General features: G+C 65.6%; 18 protein-coding genes. 10 read left to right on the top strand and 8 right to left on the bottom strand.

All coding sequences use genetic code 11. The features are described 5' to 3' along the window. Positions 1-50: 50 nt before the first annotated feature. The 4 genes from OKW52_RS00310 to OKW52_RS00295 are packed head-to-tail and all read left to right on the top strand — an operon-like array spanning position 51 to position 5,778. The gene (locus OKW52_RS00310; RefSeq protein ID WP_264503932.1) at positions 51-1,520 is read left to right on the top strand and encodes an NAD-dependent succinate-semialdehyde dehydrogenase; all 1,470 of its coding nucleotides are present in this window, start codon (positions 51-53) and stop codon (positions 1,518-1,520) included. Positions 1,521-1,529: 9 nt separating this feature from the next. Further along, the gene (locus OKW52_RS00305; protein WP_264503931.1) at positions 1,530-3,230 is read left to right on the top strand and encodes a thiamine pyrophosphate-requiring protein; all 1,701 of its coding nucleotides are present in this window, start codon (positions 1,530-1,532) and stop codon (positions 3,228-3,230) included. Beyond that, positions 3,230-4,414, top strand: a complete 1,185-nt coding sequence (locus OKW52_RS00300; RefSeq protein ID WP_264503930.1) for an alpha-hydroxy acid oxidase — start codon at positions 3,230-3,232, stop codon at positions 4,412-4,414. Before OKW52_RS00305 ends, OKW52_RS00300 begins: the two co-directional genes overlap by 1 nt. Then, positions 4,411-5,778, top strand: a complete 1,368-nt coding sequence (locus OKW52_RS00295; RefSeq protein WP_264503929.1) for an FAD-binding oxidoreductase — start codon at positions 4,411-4,413, stop codon at positions 5,776-5,778. Before OKW52_RS00300 ends, OKW52_RS00295 begins: the two co-directional genes overlap by 4 nt. On the opposite strand, the gene ybaK is transcribed toward OKW52_RS00295, so the two are convergent. From ybaK to OKW52_RS00260, 7 genes are all read right to left on the bottom strand, one after another. Then, positions 5,775-6,248: a Cys-tRNA(Pro) deacylase gene (gene ybaK / locus OKW52_RS00290; RefSeq protein ID WP_264503928.1), complete on the bottom strand. Its 474-nt coding sequence runs from the start codon at positions 6,246-6,248 to the stop codon at positions 5,775-5,777. The two genes, OKW52_RS00295 and ybaK, sit on opposite strands and share 4 nt — an antisense overlap. Positions 6,249-6,309: 61 nt before the next feature. Beyond that, a complete protein-coding gene (locus OKW52_RS00285; protein WP_264503927.1) occupies positions 6,310-8,568 on the bottom strand; it encodes an acyl-CoA dehydrogenase in 2,259 nt (752 codons plus the stop codon). Further along, positions 8,569-9,408 (bottom strand): p-hydroxycinnamoyl CoA hydratase/lyase, encoded by an 840-nt coding sequence (locus OKW52_RS00280; protein WP_264503926.1) that lies wholly within the window; start codon positions 9,406-9,408, stop codon positions 8,569-8,571. A gap of 10 nt (positions 9,409-9,418) precedes the next feature. After that, on the bottom strand, positions 9,419-10,858 hold the full coding sequence (locus OKW52_RS00275; protein WP_264503925.1) for an NAD-dependent succinate-semialdehyde dehydrogenase: 1,440 nt from the start codon (positions 10,856-10,858) through the stop codon (positions 9,419-9,421). An 11-nt stretch (positions 10,859-10,869) separates the two neighbouring features. Continuing rightward, the gene (locus tag OKW52_RS00270) at positions 10,870-12,534 is read right to left on the bottom strand and encodes an acetate--CoA ligase family protein (RefSeq protein ID WP_264507617.1); all 1,665 of its coding nucleotides are present in this window, start codon (positions 12,532-12,534) and stop codon (positions 10,870-10,872) included. Between the two features lie 37 nt (positions 12,535-12,571). After that, the gene (locus OKW52_RS00265) at positions 12,572-12,997 is read right to left on the bottom strand and encodes a CoA-binding protein (protein WP_264503924.1); all 426 of its coding nucleotides are present in this window, start codon (positions 12,995-12,997) and stop codon (positions 12,572-12,574) included. An 89-nt stretch (positions 12,998-13,086) separates the two neighbouring features. Further along, on the bottom strand, positions 13,087-13,815 hold the full coding sequence (locus OKW52_RS00260; protein ID WP_264503923.1) for an SDR family oxidoreductase: 729 nt from the start codon (positions 13,813-13,815) through the stop codon (positions 13,087-13,089). A 521-nt stretch (positions 13,816-14,336) separates the two neighbouring features. On the opposite strand from OKW52_RS00260, the gene OKW52_RS00255 reads away from it, so the two are divergent. From OKW52_RS00255 to OKW52_RS00235, 5 genes are all read left to right on the top strand, one after another. Continuing rightward, positions 14,337-15,326 carry a Bug family tripartite tricarboxylate transporter substrate binding protein gene (locus OKW52_RS00255; RefSeq protein ID WP_264503922.1) on the top strand — a complete coding sequence of 330 codons (990 nt, stop codon included), beginning with the start codon at positions 14,337-14,339 and terminating at the stop codon, positions 15,324-15,326. Between the two features lie 105 nt (positions 15,327-15,431). Beyond that, positions 15,432-16,421, top strand: coding sequence for a Bug family tripartite tricarboxylate transporter substrate binding protein (locus OKW52_RS00250; protein WP_264503921.1), 990 nt, complete (start codon positions 15,432-15,434; stop codon positions 16,419-16,421). A gap of 115 nt (positions 16,422-16,536) precedes the next feature. Beyond that, complete coding sequence (locus tag OKW52_RS00245) at positions 16,537-16,995, top strand: tripartite tricarboxylate transporter TctB family protein (RefSeq protein WP_264503920.1); 459 nt, start codon at positions 16,537-16,539, stop codon at positions 16,993-16,995. Next, complete coding sequence (locus OKW52_RS00240) at positions 16,992-18,530, top strand: tripartite tricarboxylate transporter permease (protein ID WP_264503919.1); 1,539 nt, start codon at positions 16,992-16,994, stop codon at positions 18,528-18,530. Before OKW52_RS00245 ends, OKW52_RS00240 begins: the two co-directional genes overlap by 4 nt. A 99-nt stretch (positions 18,531-18,629) precedes the next feature. Next, positions 18,630-19,148, top strand: coding sequence for an NADPH-dependent FMN reductase (locus tag OKW52_RS00235; RefSeq protein ID WP_264503918.1), 519 nt, complete (start codon positions 18,630-18,632; stop codon positions 19,146-19,148). Between the two features lie 55 nt (positions 19,149-19,203). On the opposite strand, the gene OKW52_RS00230 is transcribed toward OKW52_RS00235, so the two are convergent. Further along, entirely contained in the window at positions 19,204-20,052 is an 849-nt protein-coding gene (locus OKW52_RS00230; RefSeq protein WP_127107060.1) for a p-hydroxycinnamoyl CoA hydratase/lyase, read from the bottom strand. Between the two features lie 65 nt (positions 20,053-20,117). Between OKW52_RS00230 and OKW52_RS00225 the strand changes: the two genes are divergently transcribed. Continuing rightward, positions 20,118-20,567: a MarR family winged helix-turn-helix transcriptional regulator gene (locus tag OKW52_RS00225; protein ID WP_264503917.1), complete on the top strand. Its 450-nt coding sequence runs from the start codon at positions 20,118-20,120 to the stop codon at positions 20,565-20,567. Positions 20,568-20,569 lie beyond the last annotated feature (2 nt).

The following is a 20,569-nucleotide window of genomic DNA, read 5'->3' as shown; positions in this document are numbered from 1 at the left end:
AGGCGGCACGCAAGGGCCGAAAATTCTACGGTTCGGGGAGGGAAGTTTTCATGACCACGTTCCAAGACGGGGCCGAGAGTGTCACGCCTGCGGGCTATGTCGAGCCGCAGCTGCTGATCGACGGCGACTGGATCGGGGCCGATGCCCGCCACGCTGAACCCATCGTCAATCCGGCGACCGGCCGCGCGATTGGCCGCGTGCCTCACGCCACCGCGCAGGATCTGGACCGCGCATTGGCCGCCGCCGAGCGTGAGTTCCCGAAGTGGCGCAAAGTGAACCCGCGCGAGCGCGGGCGCATCCTGAAGCGCGCCGCCGATCTGTTGCACGAGCGCGGCGATGCCATCGCGCAGCTGGCGACGCTGGAAATGGGCAAGCCGCTGTTCGAGAGCAAGATCGAGGTGCATGTCGCCTGCGAGGAACTCGAATGGTTCGCCGAAGAAGCCCGGCGCAGCTGGGGCCGTATCCCGCCGGGCCGGTTCGGTGATACCCGCTTCAGCGTGATCAAGCAGCCGGTCGGTCCCGCCGCCGGGTTCTCGGCGTGGAACTTCCCCATCGGCAACGCCACGCGCAAGCTGGGCACCGCCCTCGCCGCTGGCTGTCCGATGATCTACAAACCGGGTGAGGAAGCGCCCGCCTCGGCCCTCGCCGTGGCGCGCTGTCTGGTCGATGCGGGTGTGCCTGCCGGGGTGATCGCCGTGGTGTTCGGCGTGCCCGATACCATTTCGCGCCACCTGATCGCCTCGCCCATCATCCGCAAGATCAGTTTCACCGGCTCGATCCCGGTGGGCAAACACCTGATCAAGCTGGCCGCCGATACCGTCAAGCGCACGACGATGGAGCTGGGCGGCCATGCGCCCGTACTGGTGTTTGACGATGCGCCGCAAGAGGCGGTGCTCGACCAGTCGGTGCAGCGCAAATACCGCAATGCCGGGCAGGTCTGCGTCTCGCCCACGCGCTTTTATATTCAGGACGCCAGCTATGACGCCTTCTGCGCCGGTTTCGCCGCGCGGGCCAAGGCGCTCACGGTTGGCGACGGGATGGACCCGGCCACCGTCATGGGGCCGATGGTCCATGCGCGGCGCCGCGACGGGATCGAGGCGCTGGTGCAGGACGCCGTCGCCAAGGGCGCAAAGCTGCTGGCAGGCGGTGAGCGGATCGGCAACGACGGGTTCTTCTATGCCCCCACCGTGCTGGCCGATGTCCCCGGCGACGCGCGCATCATGACCGAGGAACCCTTTGGCCCGGTCGCCGTGCTGAACCGTTTCAGCGGCCTTGATGACGGCATCGCCAAGGCCAACAGCCTGCCCTTCGGTCTGGCCGCCTATGCCTTCACCCAGTCGCTTTCCAACATCCACCGCTTGTCGGATGAGATCGAGGCGGGCATGTTCGCGATCAACTCGTTCAACATCTCGATGCCCGAGACCCCGTTCGGCGGGATCAAGGAAAGCGGGCTTGGCTCCGAAGTCGGGACCGAGGGGCTTGATGCCTATCTCGTCTCGCGCACCATCAGCGTCACGTAAGAGGCCCGCATGACCTATACGCCCCCCACCGGCACCACCGCTGCCGAAGACGTTCTCAGCCGGTTGAAATCCGCCGGGGTTGACGTGCTGCTGGCCAATGGCGGCACCGATTTCCCGTCGATCATCGAGGCCTATGCCAACACCGCCGAAAGCGGGCTGGACCTGCCGGTGGTGCACACGATCACCCATGAAAACGTCGCGCTGGGCATGGCGCATGGCTATTACCTTGCCACCGGGAAACCGGCGGGGGTGATGGTGCATGTGAACGTCGGGCTGGCGAATGCGGTCATGGGCCTGATCAACGCCAAGTCCGAGAATATCCCGGTGGTGATGTGCTCGGGCCGCACGCCCTTGACCGAGGGCAACCGCTTTGGGTCGCGCTCGTCGCCGATCCACTGGGGGCAGGAGATGCGCGATCAGGCGGCGATGATCCGCGAGGTGGTCAAGTGGGACTATGAGCTGCGCTATCCCGAGCAGGGCGGGGCGATCGTCGACCGCGCTGTGTCCATCGCCATGAGCGAGCCGCGTGGGCCGGTATACCTGAGCCTGCCGCGTGAGGTTCTGGCCGAAGCCAAGCCGCTGCCGCCGCACCGCCCCGGTTCGAATGTCGCGCCGACCTCGTATGGCGCCGCGCATCCTGACGCCGTCCGCGCCGCCGCCAAGGCACTGGCCGGGGCCAAGCGCCCGGTGATCATCTCGCAAAGCCCCGACCATCTGGCAGGGTTCGAGCCGCTGGCGGCGCTGGCCGAGAAACACGCGATCCCGGTGGTGGAATACTGGTCGATCCGGCAGGCCCTGCCGACGACGCATCCGATGCACGCAGGCCGTGAGCCGACGCCTTGGATCAAGGACGCCGATGTCATCGTCGCGCTGAATGCCATGGTGCCGTGGATCCCCGAAGCCGTGCAGCCGCCCGAGGATTGCGTGATCATCGCGCTGGGGCCGGACCCGCTGCATCAGGCGGTGCCCGCGCGCGGCTTCCCCATCGACATCTCGCTGGCCGGGGGGATCACCCCCACGCTGCACGCACTCAGCGCCGCGCTGGATGAGGTCGCCACCGACACCGCCCATACCGAGCGCCGCGCCCGCGTCGCCTCCTTTCGGCAGGCTGCCGCCGAAGGCGTCGCCAAGCGCGTCGCGGCGGGTCAGGGCAGGCCGATGAACCCGGCCTATGTGTCGAAATGCCTGTCGGATGCCGCCGACGACAAGACCACCTTCGTCAATGAGCTGGGCGTCGATCCCTCGGTCATGGAGTTCCGCGCGCCCAACACGCTGTTCGGCTCGCCCCTGTCGGGTGGCCTCGGCTGGGGCATGGCCGCGGCGCTGGGCGTGCAACTGGGCGCGCCGGACCGGCAGGTGATCGCCTGTGTCGGCGATGGCTCGTACCTGTTTGCCAACCCCGTGGCCTGCCATCAGACCGCCGCGTCGCTGGGTCTGCCGCTGCTGACCGTGGTGTTCAACAACGGCATCTGGAACGCCGTGCGCCGCTCGACCCTGTACATGTACCCCGAAGGCAAGGCGGCGCAGGCCAACACCATGCCGATCACCGCGCTGAACGCGATGCCCGACCACGCCGCCATTGCCCGCGCGCATGGCGCGCATGCCGAGCGGGTCGAAGATGGCGCCGATCTGCCCGCCGCGATCCAGCGCGCGCTGGCCGCCACCAAAGCCGGGCAGCAGGCGCTGCTTGAGGTTATTGTGAGTTACTGATGGACCCGACCCTCGCCCAGCTGCGCCGCCAATACCCGATGGTCTCGGATCTGGAGCGCCGCGCGCGCTGGCGCATGCCGCGCTTTGCGTTTGAGTTCCTGCAAGGCGGGGCGGGGGACGAAACCGGCATGCCGCGCAACCGTGCGGCACTGCAATCGGTGCAGGTGGTGCCGCGCTATGGCGTGAGCGTCGGCGCTGCCAGTCCCGAGACCGAGCTGTTCGGCCACCGCTACGCCGCCCCCATCGGCATCGCACCGATCGGCTTTGACGGTATCATGTGGCCCGGCGCGACCCGCCTTTTCGCGCAGGCCGCGCAGGCGCGCAACATCCCCTATATGGTCGGCACACTGGCGACCGAAACGATTGAAACCGTTTGCGCGCTGGCCCCTGATGTGACGTGGTTCCAGCTTTATCCGCTGGCGGCCGATGACCACCGCGTGACCTTCGATCTGGCCGCGCGCGCCGATGCAGCCGGGGCCAAGGTGCTGGCCGCGACGCTGGACGTGCCTGCCCGCACCAAGCGCCCGCGCGACATGCGCAACGGGTTCGGCATGCCATTCAAGCTGACGGCGGGGATGCTCTGGCAAGCCGGGATCGCCTGGCCCTGGGCGCTGGCCATCGCCAAGCGCGGCATCCCGACCTTTGCCAATATCGAGCGGTATTCAGGCCCCGGTCGCGACGTTTCAGCCCGCTATGTCGGCCAGCACGTCGGCGGCGGCTTTGATTGGGAGGTGCTGGCCCGCCTGCGCGACCGCTGGAAAGGGCCGATGATGGTCAAGGGGATCCTGCATCCCAAGGACGCCGAAAAGGCGGTCTCGCTGGGCATCGACGGGATCGTGGTGTCGAACCACGGCGGTCGCCAGTTTGACGCGTCCCCCGCCAGCGTCGACATGCTGCCCGCCATTGCTGCGGCGGTTGGCAGCCGCGCCACGGTGATGCTGGACAGCGGTGTGACCGCAGGCGTTGACGTGCTGCGCGCGCTGGCGCTTGGGGCAAAGGGCGTCTTTGCCGGACGGGCGTTCATGCTGGGTCTGGGCGGCATCGGCGATCTGGGTGCGCAGCATATGGCGGGCGCGCTGATCGAAGAGCTGACGCTGGCGATGGCGCAATCGGGCGTCACCACGACCGATCAGATCGCCACCCTCGCCACGCATCATCCCGGCGCTTGGAGGTTTGACGCATGAGCGCTGCCGTCACCGACCTGATCGCCGCGCTGGGCGAGAAGGTCTCGACCAACCCCGCCGTCCGCGACCACCACGGCCACGACATGAGCCGCCAGCCCCTGCACCGCCCCGACGGCGTGGTATTTGTCGAGTCCGAGGCGGATGTGGTCACGGCGGTGAAAATCTGCGCGGCGCATGGCACGCCCGTCGTGCCCTTCGGTGCCGGCTCGTCGATGGAGGGCCACACCATCCCGCTGCGCGGCGGCGTCAGTCTGGACATGACGCGGATGAACAAGATCCTCGCCGTCCATGCCGAAGATTTCGACGCGGTCGTGCAGGCCGGTGTCACCCGCAAACAGCTGAACGAGCATCTGCGCGACAGCGGGCTGATGTTCACCGTCGATCCCGGTGCCGATGCGTCGCTGGGCGGCATGGCCTCGACCCGCGCGTCGGGCACCACCGCCGTGCGCTATGGCACCATGCGCGAGACGGTCATCGCGCTGAAAGTCGTCACCGCCAGTGGCGAGGTGGTTAGCACCGGGCGGCGGGTCAAGAAATCCTCGACCGGGTATGACCTGACCAAGCTCTTTGTCGGGGCCGAGGGTACGCTGGGCGTGATCACCGAAGTTACCGTCAAGTTGCACCCGATCCCTGAAGTCATCGCCTCGGCCATCTGCAGCTTCGCTACCATGGCCGGGGCCGTGCAGACCGTGGTCGAGACGATGCAATCCGCGCTGCCCGTCGCGCGGATCGAGTTTCTGGACGAGGTCGCGGTCGATGCCGCCAACGCTCATGCCGGTCTGGGATTGAAACGCGCGCCGACGCTGTTTCTGGAGTTCCACGGGTCTGAGCGCTGGGTGCAGGAGCAATCCGAAACCGTCCGCGACCTGGCGCGGGGCAATGGCGGGTCCGATTTCGACTGGTCCACGCGGACCGAAGACCGCGCGCGGCTGTGGAAGGCGCGGCACGAAACGATCTATTCCAACCAGTCCCTGCGCCCCGGTTGCAAGACCTATACCACCGATGTCTGCGTCCCGATCTCGCGGCTGGCCGAGGCGGTTCTGGCCGCCCGCGCCGATGCCGATACGGCCCCCTTTCCGGTCAAGATCATCGGCCATGTGGGCGACGGGAATTTCCACGTCGGTTATCTGATCAAGCCCGAAATCCCCGAGGAACTGGCCGAGGCCGAGCGTCTGGCCGAACGCCTTTATCAGCGCACGATGGACATGGAAGGCACGTTTTCAGGCGAGCATGGCGTGGGGATTTCCAAGCTGAAATACCTGCGGCGCGAGCATGGGGCGGGGGTCGATCTGATGAAGGCGCTCAAGGCCGCGCTGGACCCGCAGGGCATCATGAACCCCGGCAAGCTGGGGCAGGAAGGTTAGCGCAGCAGGTCGATGACGGTGCAGCGAAGGGCGGCTACCAGATCACCGGGCGCGAGGCGGATCTGCAACCCGCGCTGCCCGCCGTTCACGTAGATCTGCGGCCAATCATGGGCGCTGGCGTCCAGCACAGTCGGCACCGCGCGCTTCTGTCCCAGCGGACTGACCCCGCCGACCTTGTAGCCCGTGCGCCGCTCGGCATCCGCTGGCTGCATCATCTTCGCCGATTTGCCCCCCAGCGCTGCCGCCAGCTTCTTCATGTTCAGCTCGGCATCGGACGGCAGCACCGCGCAGACTGCGTTGCCGTCCAGATCGACCATCAGCGTCTTGAACACCTGCGCCGGGTCCGCGCCCATCGCTGCGGCGGCCTGCAGACCGACGCGTTCGGCACCGGGGTCATAGTCATAGGGCACCAGCTCGAACGCCAGTTTCGCGCGCAGCAAGGCTTGGGTGGCGGGGGTGGTCTTGGCCATGGGTCCGGGCTGCGTTGTGGGTGCTCCGTTGTGCCGCGAGGGCGCGCGGGGGACAAGCCCCTCAGCCCAACAGCACCCGCGCGATGATCTCCAGCTGGATCTCGTTCGAACCGCCAAAGATGCTCTGCGAGCGCGCATTGATGTAAACGGCACTTGCGACCTTGCGGTCCTCAGCCAGCTCCTCCTCGACCGGCAAATCGTGCAGCGGCCGGTGCGGCTCCCACCGCAGCGCGTCGGGGCCAAGGCTATAGGCCCCCAGCTCGGTGATCGCCTGCCGGATGCGGCTGCGCTCGATCTTCATCACGGATGAGGGCACGGCGCCCGGATTGCCGCCCGCCTGCACCGCCGACATCGCCGTCAGTTCCAGCATGTCATTGGCGTCGATATCCGTGCCGATTTCGGCAAAGCGGGCCATGAACAGCGGATCATCGGTCAGGCCCGACGCTTCCGCCATCCGCCACAACCGCGCATAGAGCGCCCGCAGCAGCCCCCCGGCGAAAGCCCCGCCGCGCTCGAATTCCAAGAGGTACTTGGCGATCTCCCACCCGTCGCCCTCTGCCCCCACCAGATCACTGGCGGGGACGCGCACAGCGTCGAAAAACGTCTGGTTGAATTCATGCGTGCCGCAGATCGAGCGGATCGGTTTCACCGACACACCCGGCGCGTTCATGTCTATCAGCAGAAAACTGATGCCCTGTTGCTTCTTGCCGCTGTCATCGGTGCGCACCAGCGCGAACATGCGGGTGGCGTGGTGGGCGTGGGTGGACCAGATCTTTGAGCCGTTCACCACATAGCTGTCGCCGTCGCGCACCGCCTTGCACGACAGGCTGGCAAGATCGGACCCCGAGCCCGGCTCGGAATAGCCCTGCGCCCAGAAATCCTGCCCGTTCAGGATGCGCGGCAGATAACGCGCTTGCTGCGCGGGCGTGCCATAGCGCATCAACACCGGCGCGATCATCTTGAAACTGGCACCGCGGAAATGCGGCTCACCGGCGCGCTCGCTTTCTTGGTCAAAGAGGTAGCGCTGCGTCAGCGTCCAGCCGGACCCGCCATGTTCAGCGGGCCACGAGGGCGCGGCCCAGCCAGCGGGGAGCTTTTGCAGCCAGCTGAGCCCGATCGGGGGATGGGCCAGGAACGAGGGGTTCAGCCGCTCGGCCCGTTTGGTGTCAGCGTCGAGCGTGGCGTCAAAGAACGCGCGCACCTCATCGCGGAAGGCCAGATCGTCCTTGCTCAGCGCAAGGTTCATCCCGCCGTCATCCGCGCCGGCCCGCAGCAAGCCTTGCTCGCGCAGCGCCGGGTCACGCAGGGCCTCGCCATAGCGCTGCAAGTGGAACGCCGTGGCCCCCCAGGTGTTTTCCAGCGCATAGAGCCGCTTGAACCAGCCGCCGACTGGCATCTCCTCCGAGAAGCCCATCGCGCCATGCAACTGGATCGCCTCTTGCGCCACCGAGCGGGACAGCTTGCCGATCTTGGCACGCGCACCGGACACACCCCGCGCACGCTCCAAGGGTTCCATGCCCAGCGACAAAGCCGCCAGCAGGGCCGAGGCGCGCGCCTCTTCCAGCTTGACCGCCATCTCGGCCATGCGGTGCCGCAGCGCCTGAAATTTCGCGAGCGGCTGGCCGAATTGCACCCGCTCCTTCGTATAGCTGACCGTCGCTTCCAGCAGCGCGGCCATCGCGCCGACGGCCTCGGAACAGGCCGCCGCATTGGCGTGGTCGAGGGCTTGCAGCAGGCCGGGGCTGGCGTCCACTGCCGGATCGCCCAGCACCTCACCCGGCGTGCTGTCCAGCACCAGATCCGCCGCAATCCCGCCGTCAACGGTGGCGTAGGGCGTCAGGCCCGCAGGTGCCACCGCGAACAGGCCCAGCCCCGCCGGGGTCTGAGCCGTCACCAGCAACAGCCCGGCCTTGTCGCCATCAAACACCGCCGCCTTCGCGCCGGTCAGCGCACCGTCCCAGCGCGTTGCGACCGACAGCAGCCCGTCCCCCCGCTCGACATGCGCGAAGGCCACGCGCAGCGTGCCCTCTGCCATCGCGGGCAGCCAGCGGGCCTTTTGCGCCTCGCTTGCCAAAGCGTCGATCAGCACGGCAGGCAGCACGGCCCCGGCAACCCACCGCTCAACCACCCGCGCGCGGCCCATCTCCTCGGCCAGCACGGCGACCGTGCTGGCAGCACCGCCCAGACCGCCGAAAGCCTCGGGCACCGGCAGCGCCAGCCAGCCCTGTTCGGCGAAGTCAGCCCACGAGGCCCCACCCGCCAGCAGACGCCGCGCTGAATCGCGCAGCATCCTCTCTTCGTCACCGGGGATCAGACGCATTCAGCTCTCGCGCGAATAGGCGCCGAGGCCGGGGCGATAGGTCTTGTCGTCGAGGAACTGTTTCAGACCCTGCTGACGGCCCTTTTCGGGGTCCACAAAAGTGGTCTGGTCGCCCTTGGCGGTCAGGTATTCCGCCGCCTGCTCCCAATCCATGTAGCGGGCGTATTTATACCCCATGCGCGCCTGACGCAGCACCGTCGGGTTCTTCTCCAACAGCACCTTCGCCAGTTCGGTCGTGCGCGCGCGCAGCTGATCGGCGGGCACGGATTCGTTGACCAGGTTCAGCTCGGCGGCTTTCTTGCCGTCGAATTTCTCGCCGGTCATCACGTAATACATCGCCTTGCGGTCACTCATCACGGTCGAGATCGCCTTGGAGACCACGCCGCCGGGGATGATGCCCCAGTTGATTTCCGACAGGCCAAAGACCGCATCATCCGACGAGATCGCCAGATCGCAGCAGATCAGCGGCGTGAAGGCCCCGCCAAAGCACCAGCCGTTGACCATGGCGATGGTCGGCTTGGCGTAATGCATCAGCGTGCGCCACTGCCACGCGCGGGTCGAGCGATAGGCGCGCATGCGTTCGACATCCGACACGCCATCGGTGGCGCGGAAGAAGTCCTTCAGGTCCATGCCGGACGAGAACGCCTCGCCCACGCCGGTCAGCACGATCACGCCCGCGCGGTCGTCGATTTCCAGCGCATCGAGCGTTGCGTTCATCTCATGCGCCAGACCGACCGACATGGCGTTGCGCTTGTCGGGGCGGTTGATCTGCACCCAGGCGATGCCGTCCTCGAAATCAACGAGGACATCGGTGCCCCAGGGGTCTTGTTGCTTGGTCATGATGGCCTCTTTACGATTGAGAAACGGTTTTGGTGACAAGATAGGCGTCCATACCCTCGGACCCGCCTTCCGATCCGTAGCCGGACTGCTTGACCCCGCCGAAGGGGGTTTCGGGCATGTTGATGGCGACGTTGTTGATGCCGAGCATCCCGGCCTCGACCCGGTCCGCAAGCGCCGAAGCGATGCGGGTATCTTGGGTGAAGGCGTAAGAGGCCAGACCAAAGGGCAGGCGGTTGGCCTGTTCGATCACCTCATCGAGCGTGCTGAACCGCGCGGTCACGGCGACCGGGCCGAAGGGCTCTTCATTCATGATCCGCGCGTTGGCGGGCACATCGGTCAGCACCGTCGGCTCAAAGAAATAGCCCCGGTTGCCGCCGGGATTGCCACCCAGACGCAGCCCCGCGCCGTGATCCACGGCATCGGCCACCAGCGCCTCCATCGCCGCGACGCGGCGGTTGTTGGCCAAGGGGCCCATTGTCGAGGCCGGGTCCATCCCGTCGCCCATCCTGATCTTGGCGGCAGCCGCCGCGAAGCCTTCGACAAAGCGGTCATGCACCGAGTCGTGCAGATAGAACCGCGTCGGTGCGATGCAGATCTGGCCTGCGTTGCGGAACTTGGCACCGACCATCGCCTGCACGGCGGCGTCGATATCGGCATCCTCGAACACCATCACCGGCGCATGGCCGCCCAGTTCCATCGTCGCGCGTTTCACCCCGGCCTTGGCGGCCAGAACCGCCAGCTGTTGGCCCACGCCGGTCGAGCCGGTGAAGGTGATCTTGCGGATCGGCTCGGCGGCGATCAGATGCGCGCTGACCTCGGCGGGCACGCCGTAAACCACGTTCAGCACGCCCGCGGGCAGGCCCGCATCCTGCAACGCGCGGGCGATTTCGAGCACCGAGGCGGGGGTTTCTTCGGACGGTTTGATCACCATCGTGCAGCCCGTCGCCAAGGCGGCGGAAATCTTGCGCGCCGGGATCACGCAGGGGAAGTTCCACGGCGTGAAGGCCGCGACAGGCCCCACGGGTTCGCGCGTGACCATCCAGCGCATGCCGGGCACGCGGGCGGGGATGATGCGGCCATAGGTGCGCCGCCCCTCATCCGCCGTGTAGTCGAAGATATCGGCCGAGATCAGCGCCTCTAGCCGCGCCTCGGCAAAGGGTTTGCCCTGCTCCAGTGTCATCCGCGTGCCGATCAGATCGGCACGCTCGCGCAGCAACTGCGCCGCCTTGCGCAGGATCTGCGCGCGCTCAAACGCCGGCACCCGGCGCCAGCTTGCGAACGCCGCCCCGGCAGCCGCCGCCGCGCGGTCCAGATCGCCGGGCGTCGCGTGGGGCAGGGTGCCGATGGCCTCGCCGGTGGCGGGGTTGATCACGTCTTCGGTCTGGCGGCCCCCGGCCCCCAGCCACTCGCCGTCGATGAACAGATGCAAAGCGCCGTAGCGGTCGTCCATGTGCGTCTTCCTCACTCGGTTACGAACAGCGCGTCCAGCGCGGTCACGCCCTCACCCTCGGCGTGCACCACCAGCGGGTTGATATCGACTTCCAGAATCTGCGGATTGGCCCGCATCAGCGCCCCCAGTTGCACCGCAACCTCAGCCACCGCCTGCACATCGCGCGCAGGCTGACCCCGGAACGCGCCCAGCAATTTGGCGGCTTTCAGCTTGCCGATCTCGGCCTTGGCACGGGCAACGCTGACATCGGCAGGCATCAGGCGCGAGTCCTTCAGAACCTCGATCCACACGCCGCCCAGGCCCACCAGCACCATCGGGCCCCAGTTCGGATCGCGCATCGCGCCGATGACCAGCTCCAGTCCCGGCTTGACCATTTCCTCGACCAGCACACCGTCCAGTTCCAACCCCGGCGCGGCGCGCTGAACGTTGCCGATCAGCTTCTCCCAGCCGTCGCGCAGCGCCGCTTCGTCGCGCAGGTTGATCAGCACCGCGCCTGCGTCGCTCTTGTGGCTGAGCTTGGCGGCCTGCGCCTTGATCACCACCGGATAGCCGATGCGGTTCGCGATGCTGACAGCCTCGTCTACATTGCTCGCCATTCCGCCCTGCGGCACGGCAACGCCCGCCGATCCCAGCGCCTGCTTGCCCAGATACTCGACCACCGCGCCACCGGCGGGCAGGTCCAGCATGGGCGCATCGCGGGTGTCGCGGTCTTCGGCGGCAACCCGGGCGGCGGCATAGTCGCTGACCAGTTTCATCGCCCGCATGGCGCGCTCGGGCGAGCGGAAGAACGGCACGCCGCAGGCGCGGACCTTGTCCACGAAGGGCGGGGTCAGGGGGTAGTCATCGCCGATCAGCGCAAAGACGATGGGCTTTTGCGCGGTCTCATAGACCGGCAGCAGGTAGTCGATCTTCTTCTCCTGCATGCCCGGCGAGCCCCCGGCATGCACGCTCAGAATGATCCCGACATTCGGATCATTCAGCATCGCCGTGGCCGAGGTGCCATAGATCCCCGGATTGGCGAAACCGGTGGTGCCGATGTCGAACGGGTTATCGACATGCACGTAATCGGGCACATGGGTGGACAGCTCGGCCTCGGTTTCAGGGGCGAGTTTCGCAATCTCCAGCCCGACGCTTTCGCCGAAATCGAAGGCCAGCCCGCGGATCGCACCCGAGTTGGTGATGATCCCCGCGCCACCCGGCGCAGGCGTCGGAAAGCGCACCAGAATGGCGCAGCAGTCGAACATCTCATCGAGCGTCGGCACGCAGACCACCGCCTCGGCCCGCGCGGCGGCGAGCATCATGGCGTGATCCCCGGCCAGCGCGCCGGTGTGGCTTTCGGCGGCCTTGCGCCCCCGCTCGCTGGAGCCGGGGTGCAGCATGACGATGGGCTTGCCGACAGCGCGGGCGCGGGCGGCAAGGGTCAGGAAGCGGGCCGGGTCGCGCAGCTGTTCGACATAGACGGCAAGCACGGCAATGTTGGCGTCATCCAGCGCGTGCTCGATGAAATCCTCGGCTCCCAGTTGCGCCTCGTTCCCGGTCGCCACGACATGCGACAGCGAGATTGCGCGCGACTGCAGCGCAAAGCGGATGTTGGCCGCCGTCGCGCCGGATTGTGCGATGATTGCGACGCGGTTGCCGGTGCCGGCGTCATGCTTGGCAATCGGCTCGAATGTCATCGGGATGCCGGCGACAAAATTGGTGTAGCCCATGCAGTTAGGCCCCAGCAGCGTCACGCCGGCGTCCGAGCACAGCTGCGCCAGTTCTTCCTGCTGGCGGCGACCCTCGTCCGATGCTTCGGCAAAACCCGAAGTATAGACGACGATCCCGCGGACGCCTTGCGCGATGCACTCGACCACCGACTGACGAGATCGCCTTGTGCGGCACGATCAGCACCGCCACGTCGATGTCGCGCGGCAGCTCGGCGATGGTCTTGACGCAGGGCCGCCCGTTGATCTCGTCGCGCGAGCGGCTGACCAGATGGATCGCGCCTTTGTAGCCAAAGGATTCAAGGTTCGACAGCACCCCGCCACCGATCGAATCGCGCTCGGGCGAGGCGCCAAGAATGGCGATGGACTGCGGGTTCAGCAGCCGTTCGATTGCTGCTTTGCCCAGCCCGTTTTGCGTGTCGCCAACCGTCATTCTGCTCTCCCCCAAAGTCTGAGCCTGTCGGCCCGCTGCGATTTGGTTATCAGGGAGCCGTATATCTGTCAACGCGCTGCGACGCGCTCTTAGCCCCGACCAAGGAAGGGCATGGTTACCGGCAGAATCGTGCTCTCATAGAGGTTCACGTCGTCCGGTAGCGAGGCCATCAGGACCACCACGCGCGCCACGTCCTCGGCGGCCATCGTGCCTTCACGTTTCTGGTCGGTGATGCCCGGCACAAGGCTGCTGATCGTCGAGCCGGGGTGCACCATCGACACGGCGATGCCGTGCGGACGGCCGTCCAGCGCCAGCGAGCGGGTCAGCCCCTCAAGCCCGAACTTGCTGGCGGTATAGGCGGCGGTATCGGGGCGCGGCACCTTGGCCGAGATCGAGCCGACGTTCAGAATGCGCCCCGGCTTGCCCGCCGCGATCATTGCCCGCATGGCCGCCCGCGCGCCCAGAAACACCGAAGTCAGGTTCGCGCCGATCACTTCGCTCCACCGCGCCATCGACAGGTCCACTGTCGGCGTATGGTCGGCGATCCCGGCGTTGTTTACCACCAGCGCGGGCGGGCCATAGGCGGACTGGCAGGCGGCAAACAGCGCGTCGACCTGCGCCTCGTTCGTCATGTCGGTCGGCACGGCCAGCGCGGTGCCGCCAGCGGCTTCGATCCGGGTGACCAGCGCGGCCAGCTTGTCGGCGCTGCGGGCGGCGACCACCACTTTGGCACCCTGTGCGGCCAGTGCCTCGGCAATGGCAAGCCCGATGCCCGAACTGGCTCCGGTGACGATGGTAACGCGATCTTTGAGCAGCATGGAACGTCCTTTCTGAGTTGCGCGAAATTTGCTGACGGCAAACACGATTTGTCAATGTATCGTAATCCCATCCGGCAAAATCCGCGCGCTGGTGTCAGAATCAGACATCCGTCGGTTGTGCTGGCCGCGTGGCGGGGGCGATGGGTGTATGCATCGGTGAATTTCAGGGCAGCGGCGGGCGGGTCCGGCTGCGGGCAAATGCCCTGAAATCCGACATCGTATAAATTGATATGATAGAATTGAAGTGATGTATGGGAGCCGAATATAGGTAAAAATGTAAATATTAACAATGTATTGCGCGTCACTTCGCAGGCGCAGAATCGGCGCATCCCGCTGATTTGAGGTGAAAATAGCTGTTGACTGTGAGGGTCTCCCTCGCATGATGCTGTATACGAACAGGAGGCAATGCCGCGCTATCGGCGTCGCTGCGCCACAGAACCCGCGAACGGGGCATGGCTGCGGCGACTGACGATGGCTGCGGACCGTAAGTCGTCATCAGGGAAAATGGGAGGATTGACCCTATGAACTCGTTTATCACCACCACACGCCGCAAATTGCTGGTTCTTGCCGGCGGGGCCGCGATGGCCACCGCCGTCACACTGCCCGCCTTTGCGCAAGACGCCTATCCGTCGCGTCCGGTCACCTTTGTCTGTGCCTTCCCGGCCGGCAGCGGTGCTGACGTTCTGGTACGCTACTTTGCCAACGCGATTCAGGAATCGACGGGCCACACGATCATCGTCGAGAACAAGCCCGGCGCGTCGGGCAGCATCTCGGCGGAATATGTCGCGCGCTCGGATCCTGACGGCTACACGGTTTATGTCCACTCCGGCTTTTCCACTGCCGTGAACTATTCGCTGTGGAACACCCCGGCGATTGATCCGCGCAGTGACCTGATGGGCGTGGCCGGGATCAACGAACAGCCGTTCTATATCGTCGTCGGTGTCGATTCCGAAATCCAGTCGATCGAACAGCTGAATGCCTATCTGCTCGAAGCGGGCGACGAAGCGACCTATGGCGTCAGCGCGACCTCGGGTCGTTTGCTGGCCGCGCAATACCTGTCCGAACTGGGTGGCACTCCGGTCGAGGTGCCCTATCGCACCGGCATGGAAATGGTTCCCGATGTCGTCAATCTGGGCGTCGATTTCGCTGTGACCGACCCGGTGACCGCGATGGTGCAAGAGCGCGAAGGTCGTCTGCGCGTGCTGGCCACCGGCGCGGGCCGTCGTCTGGACGTGGCGCCCGAAGTGCCGTCGCTGACCGAGTTCGGCATGGATGTCGATCAGATGGGTGTCTGGGCAGCCTATGTGCCCGCAGGGACGCCGCAGGATGTCGTCGATACGCTTGCCGGCATGTTCCACAGCGTGCTCGAAACCGAGGACACGCAGGCCTACCTGCGCACCATGGGTGGCGTGCCGTGGATCGCGACTCCGGCCGAAGTCGACGAGCGCATGGCGCAGAACGTTGAACTTGGGGCGTATCTGGTCGATCTGGCCGAACTTCCCAAGAACTGACGAAGCGACAGCATGCCCCCCGATGCGGGGGGCATGCCGACGATCTGGGGTCGTGGTGAGAGCGAAACACGTCTCCGTCAGCGAAAAAAACGGGAGGATTGATCAATGAAGACACTCTTTGCAACGACCCGCCGCCAGCTGCTGGCGCTTGCTGGCGGGGCCGCGATGGCCACCGCCGTCACGCTGCCCGCCTTCGCGCAAGACGCGTATCCGTCGCGTCCGATCACCTTTGTCTGTGCCTTTCCGGCCGGCAGCGGTGCTGACGTTCTGGTGCGCTACTTTGCCAACGGGATTCAGGAATCGACCGGCCACACGATCATCGTCGAAAACAAGCCGGGTGCTGCGGGCAGCATCTCGGCCGAGTATGTCGCGCGCTCTGATCCCGATGGGTACACGGTCTACGTGCACTCGGGCTTTTCCACCGCCGTGAACTATTCATTGTGGAACAACCCGGCCATCGATCCGCGCACGGATCTGATGGGTGTCGCCGGGCTGAGCGCTCTGGCGTTCTATCTGGTTGTGGGGCCTGACTCTCCGCACCAGACGATTGAAGACCTGAACGCCTATCTGCTCGAAGCGGGCGATCAGGCCACCTTCGGTGCCAGCGCGACCTCGGGCCGGTTGTTGACCGCACAGTACCTGTCCGAACTGGGGGCCTCCCCGGTCGAGGTGCCGTATCGCACCGGGGCCGAGATGATCCCCGATGTCGTCAACGGCGCGGTTGATTTCGCTGTGACCGATGGGGTGAACGCCCTGGTTCAGCAGCGTGAGGGCCGCCTGCGTCTGCTCGCCACCGGGGCTGGCACCCGGATGGAAGTGGCGCCTGATGTACCGTCGCTGACCGAGTTCGGCATGGACGTTGATCAGGTCGGTGTCTGGGGGGCCTATGTTGCACCCGGCACGCCGCAAGAGATCGTCGACCAGCTGGCGGCGATGTTCGACGGCGTGCTTGCGACCGAGGAAACGCGCGAATTCCTGGCGGGCGCGGGCAGCATTGTCTGGCGCGCGTCTCCGGCCGAAGTTGACCAGCAGATGGCCGATGACGTCGAGCTTGGGGCCTATCTGGTCGATCTGGCCGGTATCCCCAAGAACTGACACAGCACCGCAGCCGGGGGTCAGCCCCGGCGGCAGAACGATCGGGCGTCGGGGGGCTACGCTCTCCGACGTTCTCACTTGAAAGCCCACGGGTTACCGCGCACGGGAGGTGCAGTTGACCAAAATCAAGACAATCGACGTATGCGCAGGGGCGTTTATCGTCCTGATCGGCGTACTCGCCATCGTCGAGTCGCTCAGCTTCGATATCGGGACGACGCGTCGCATCGGACCGGGCTATTTCCCCTTTTATGTCGGCCTGTTCATGGTGCTTCTGGGGGTCGTGATTGCCCTGGAACGGCTGTGGACAAAGTCGCTGGCGGATACCGAGTTCTCGTTTCCGCCGCTGCGTGCGCCGCTGTTGATCATGGCCGCTGTCGTCACCTTCGCGGTGATGATCGAGCGTTTCGGGCTGATCCCGGCGGTCGGCGTCGGGGTGTTTCTGGCTTCGCTGGCGGATACCAACACAACACTGACGCAAAAGCTGACGGTCGCAGTTGCCGTGCCGCTTGTTGCCACACTGATATTCAAGATCGGGCTGGATATGCATGTTGACGTGATCCGGTGGCGGCCATGAGCGATTTCGTCTCAAATCTGTCGCTGGGCTTTTCGGTTGCCTTCTCGTGGGAGGCGATGGCCTACTGCTTTCTCGGCGTGTCGCTAGGCACGTTCATCGGCGTTCTGCCCGGCATCGGTTCGCTGGCGGCCATCGCCATGCTGCTGCCATTGACCTTTGGCATGGAGCCAACGCATGCGTTGATCATGCTGGCGGGCATCTACTATGGCTCGAACTATGGTGGCTCGACCGCGTCGATCCTGCTCAACCTGCCGGGCACGCCGTCTTCGGCGGTGACCTGCATCGAAGGCTACCCGATGTCCCAGCAGGGCCGCGCAGGCGTGGCGCTGTTCATGACGGCGATCGCGTCCTTTTTCGGCTCGATCTGCGGCATGCTGATCATGGCGATCTTCTCCCCGCCCATTGCAGCCCTTGCGTTCAGTTTTTCAGCCCCTGACTTCTTCTCGCTCATGGTGCTGGGGATGATCGCCGCCTCGACCCTCGCTTCTGGCTCGCCGATCAAAGGGCTGGCGATGATTGGGCTGGGGTTGATCATGGGCATGGTCGGGCGCGATCTCTATTCCGGCCTGCTGCGCTTTTCCTACGGCGTGGACGAGCTTTACGAAGGCCTGCCGCTGGTCGCCGTGGCGCTGGGCATCTTCGGTCTGCCCGAGGTGATCAAGAACGCCGGCCAGATCACCGGCCGCACGGTCAAGGCCAAGGACATCTCGTTCCGCTCCATGCTGCCGACCCGCGATGACTGGCGGCGCAGCTGGGGTGCCATGGGACGCGGCACCGCGCTGGGCAGCTTCTTTGGCGCGCTGCCGGGTACGGGCGGGCTGCTGGCCAGCTTCATGTCCTACGCAACCGAGCGCCGTCTGTCCAAAGAGCCCTGGCGCTTTGGCAAGGGCGCGATCGAGGGCATCGCCGGGCCCGAAGCCGCCAACAATGCTGCCGTGCAGACCGCCTTTATCCCGACGCTGACGCTGGGCATTCCGGGCGATATCGTCATGGCGATCATGCTGGGGGCGCTGACCATTCACGGCATCCAGCCGGGCGTGTCGGTGATCAACTCGCACCCCGATCTGTTCTGGGGCCTGCTGGTCAGCTTCCTGTTCGGCAACATGATGCTGCTGGTGCTCAATATCCCGCTGATCGGGCTGTGGGTGCGGATGCTGTCGATTCCGTACTGGGTACTCTATCCGTTCATCATCGCCTTCATCTGCATCGGTGTTTACAGCGTGAACAGCTCGGTCGTGGATCTGTATGTCCTGATCTTCTTCGGCGTCCTCGGGGTTGTCATGACCACGCTCAAGTTCGAGCCCGCGCCGCTGGTGCTGGGCCTGATTCTGGGGCCGATGCTGGAAGAGAACATGCGGCGGGCGCTGACCCTGTCGCGGGGCGATTACACGGTGTTCTTCACCCGCCCCATCTCGGGCATGTTCATGGCGATGGCCGCACTGGTCCTGATCTGGACCGTCTATGGTGCGATCAAGGCGCGCAGTGTCCGGCGTGACCACCTGCGCGAGATGGCGCGGAACCTGCCCGACGATTGAGGGCACAGCGCGAGAAAAGCAAGGGCGGCGGGGAAACCTGCCGCCCTTTTGCTGTGCGCGGCGTTGATCTTCGCCTCTGCCGCCGATAGCCAAGCGGGAATGAACATCCTCGCGATCTCGGGCAGCGGGCGGGCCGCTTCGACCAACACGGCGCTGTTGCGCGCGGTGGCAGGGATTGCGCAGCCTGCGCACCGCGTGACGGTGTGGGACGGCATCGCCGGGTTGCCGGTGTTTTCACCTGATCTGGAAGCCGGGCCACTGCCCGCCCCGGTCCAGCGCTTCGCCGATCTGATCCGCGCCAGTGACGGCGTGATCATCGCCAGTCCCGAATACGTCCGCGCCATCCCCGGCGGGCTGAAGAACGCCATCGACTGGCTGGTGTCGCGCGACGAGATCGTCGCCAAGCCCCTCGCGCTGCTGCATGCCTCGCATCGCGGCGACGACATGTTGGCGCAACTGCGGCTGGTGCTGGGGACGGTCAGCCAGCGCTTCGCGCCCGAAGTCTTCGCCCGCTTCGCGCTGATGAAACTGACGCCGGACGAGATCGCGCAGCGCATGGCCGAGCCCGAGAACCGCGCGGCGGTCGCGGCCTTTCTGACCGCCTTCGCCGCGTCCTGACATGCAAAAGGGCGGCAGGTTTCCCCGCCGCCCCTTCAATCCGCCGAGAAAGTCCTCAGCCCGCGTCTTTGTCATAGGCACCCAGACCCGGGCGGTATTTCTTTTCGTCGATGAACTGGCTCATGCCCTTTTCCGCCCCGCGCGACTTGTCGCGGAAGGTGGTTTGATCCGACTTGGCCATCAGGTAATCCAGCGACTGTTCCCAGCCCATCTGGCGCACGTGGTGATAGGCGGTCTTGCAGGCGCGCAGCACGTTGGGGTTCTTGGCCCGCAGCGTTTGCGCCAGCTTCGACGCTTCGGCGCGCAGCTGATCGGCGGGGACGGATTTGTTGACCAGCTTCATCTCGGCGGCTTGTTTGCCGTCAAACGTCTCGCCGGTCATGATGTAATACATCGCGTCGCGCTGGCTCATCACCATCGACACCGATTTGGTGACGATGCCCGCCGGGATGATCCCCCAGTTGATTTCCGACAGACCAAAGGTCGCGTCGTCCGAGGCAATCGCCAGATCGCAGCCGATCAGGATCTGGAACGCGCCGCCAAAGCACCAGCCGTTGACGGCGGCGATGGTCGGTTTGCGGTAGAACATCGTGCGGCGCCACTGCCACGCGGCGTTCTGCGCGAACAGCTTGTCGCGCTCGTGCGGCGGCCAGCTTTCCGTCTCGCGGAAGTATTCCTTCAGATCCTGCCCGGCCGAGAACGCATCCCCCGCACCGGTGATCACGATCACCTCGGCCGCATCGTCGGCTTCCAGCGCGTCGAACACTGCCGTCATTTCCCGCACGATGGCCGGGTTGATCGCGTTGCGCTTGTCCGGGCGGTTCATCGTGACCCATGCCACGCCGTCCTCGATAGAGACCGTGACCGCGTTGCCCCAGCCAGTGCCTGATGTTTCGTGACTCATTGTCAGCCTCCCTGTGTTCCTCTACGCTTTGGAAAGAGAACATATCAGGGTGCCTTATACTGTCAATGTCTGATCCACATGATCTGGCCACTTTGCGGCCGCGCCTCATCTATTTGCTCAACAGCCTCAACCTTCTGGCGCGTAAATCGCTGGACGAGCGGCTGAAGCCGTTCAATCTGGGCGGGCTGCAATACACCATTCTGGCGCTGGTCCGCGACCGTGAAGGGATCAGCTCGGCCGAGCTGTCACGCCGGTTTTTCGTGACGCCGCAGACGATGAATGAAAGCGTCACGGCGCTGGAACGCCGTGGCCTGATCGCCCGGTCCGAGAGCGAGGCGAACAAGCGCATCCTCAATTCGCGCATCACCGACGACGGCCGCGCGCTGCTGGACGAGTGCGACCAGATCGCCGATGCGCTTGAGCAGGACGTGTTCGGCGACCTGTCCGACGCGGATCAAAAGACGCTCCACCGCATTCTGCGCGATCAACAGCTCAAGATGCGCACGGCGGGATAAGG

It is taken from the genome of Pararhodobacter zhoushanensis (assembly GCF_025949695.1).
GTDB lineage: Bacteria > Pseudomonadota > Alphaproteobacteria > Rhodobacterales > Rhodobacteraceae > Pararhodobacter > Pararhodobacter zhoushanensis_A.
The sequence above is the reverse complement of the archived record's forward strand: the minus strand, read 5'-3'. Positions and strand labels throughout refer to the sequence as shown.

Coding starts and splice junctions, on each gene's coding strand:
- OKW52_RS00310 (WP_264503932.1), top strand. CDS start 51: ATGACCACGTTCCAAGACGGGGCCGAGAGTGTCACGCCTGCGGGCTAT.
- OKW52_RS00305 (WP_264503931.1), top strand. CDS start 1,530: ATGACCTATACGCCCCCCACCGGCACCACCGCTGCCGAAGACGTTCTC.
- OKW52_RS00300 (WP_264503930.1), top strand. CDS start 3,230: ATGGACCCGACCCTCGCCCAGCTGCGCCGCCAATACCCGATGGTCTCG.
- OKW52_RS00295 (WP_264503929.1), top strand. CDS start 4,411: ATGAGCGCTGCCGTCACCGACCTGATCGCCGCGCTGGGCGAGAAGGTC.
- ybaK (WP_264503928.1), bottom strand. CDS start 6,248: ATGGCCAAGACCACCCCCGCCACCCAAGCCTTGCTGCGCGCGAAACTG.
- OKW52_RS00285 (WP_264503927.1), bottom strand. CDS start 8,568: ATGCGTCTGATCCCCGGTGACGAAGAGAGGATGCTGCGCGATTCAGCG.
- OKW52_RS00280 (WP_264503926.1), bottom strand. CDS start 9,408: ATGACCAAGCAACAAGACCCCTGGGGCACCGATGTCCTCGTTGATTTC.
- OKW52_RS00275 (WP_264503925.1), bottom strand. CDS start 10,858: ATGGACGACCGCTACGGCGCTTTGCATCTGTTCATCGACGGCGAGTGG.
- OKW52_RS00270 (WP_264507617.1), bottom strand. CDS start 12,534: ATGACATTCGAGCCGATTGCCAAGCATGACGCCGGCACCGGCAACCGC.
- OKW52_RS00265 (WP_264503924.1), bottom strand. CDS start 12,997: ATGACGGTTGGCGACACGCAAAACGGGCTGGGCAAAGCAGCAATCGAA.
- OKW52_RS00260 (WP_264503923.1), bottom strand. CDS start 13,815: ATGCTGCTCAAAGATCGCGTTACCATCGTCACCGGAGCCAGTTCGGGC.
- OKW52_RS00255 (WP_264503922.1), top strand. CDS start 14,337: ATGAACTCGTTTATCACCACCACACGCCGCAAATTGCTGGTTCTTGCC.
- OKW52_RS00250 (WP_264503921.1), top strand. CDS start 15,432: ATGAAGACACTCTTTGCAACGACCCGCCGCCAGCTGCTGGCGCTTGCT.
- OKW52_RS00240 (WP_264503919.1), top strand. CDS start 16,992: ATGAGCGATTTCGTCTCAAATCTGTCGCTGGGCTTTTCGGTTGCCTTC.
- OKW52_RS00235 (WP_264503918.1), top strand. CDS start 18,630: ATGAACATCCTCGCGATCTCGGGCAGCGGGCGGGCCGCTTCGACCAAC.
- OKW52_RS00230 (WP_127107060.1), bottom strand. CDS start 20,052: ATGAGTCACGAAACATCAGGCACTGGCTGGGGCAACGCGGTCACGGTC.
- OKW52_RS00225 (WP_264503917.1), top strand. CDS start 20,118: ATGTCTGATCCACATGATCTGGCCACTTTGCGGCCGCGCCTCATCTAT.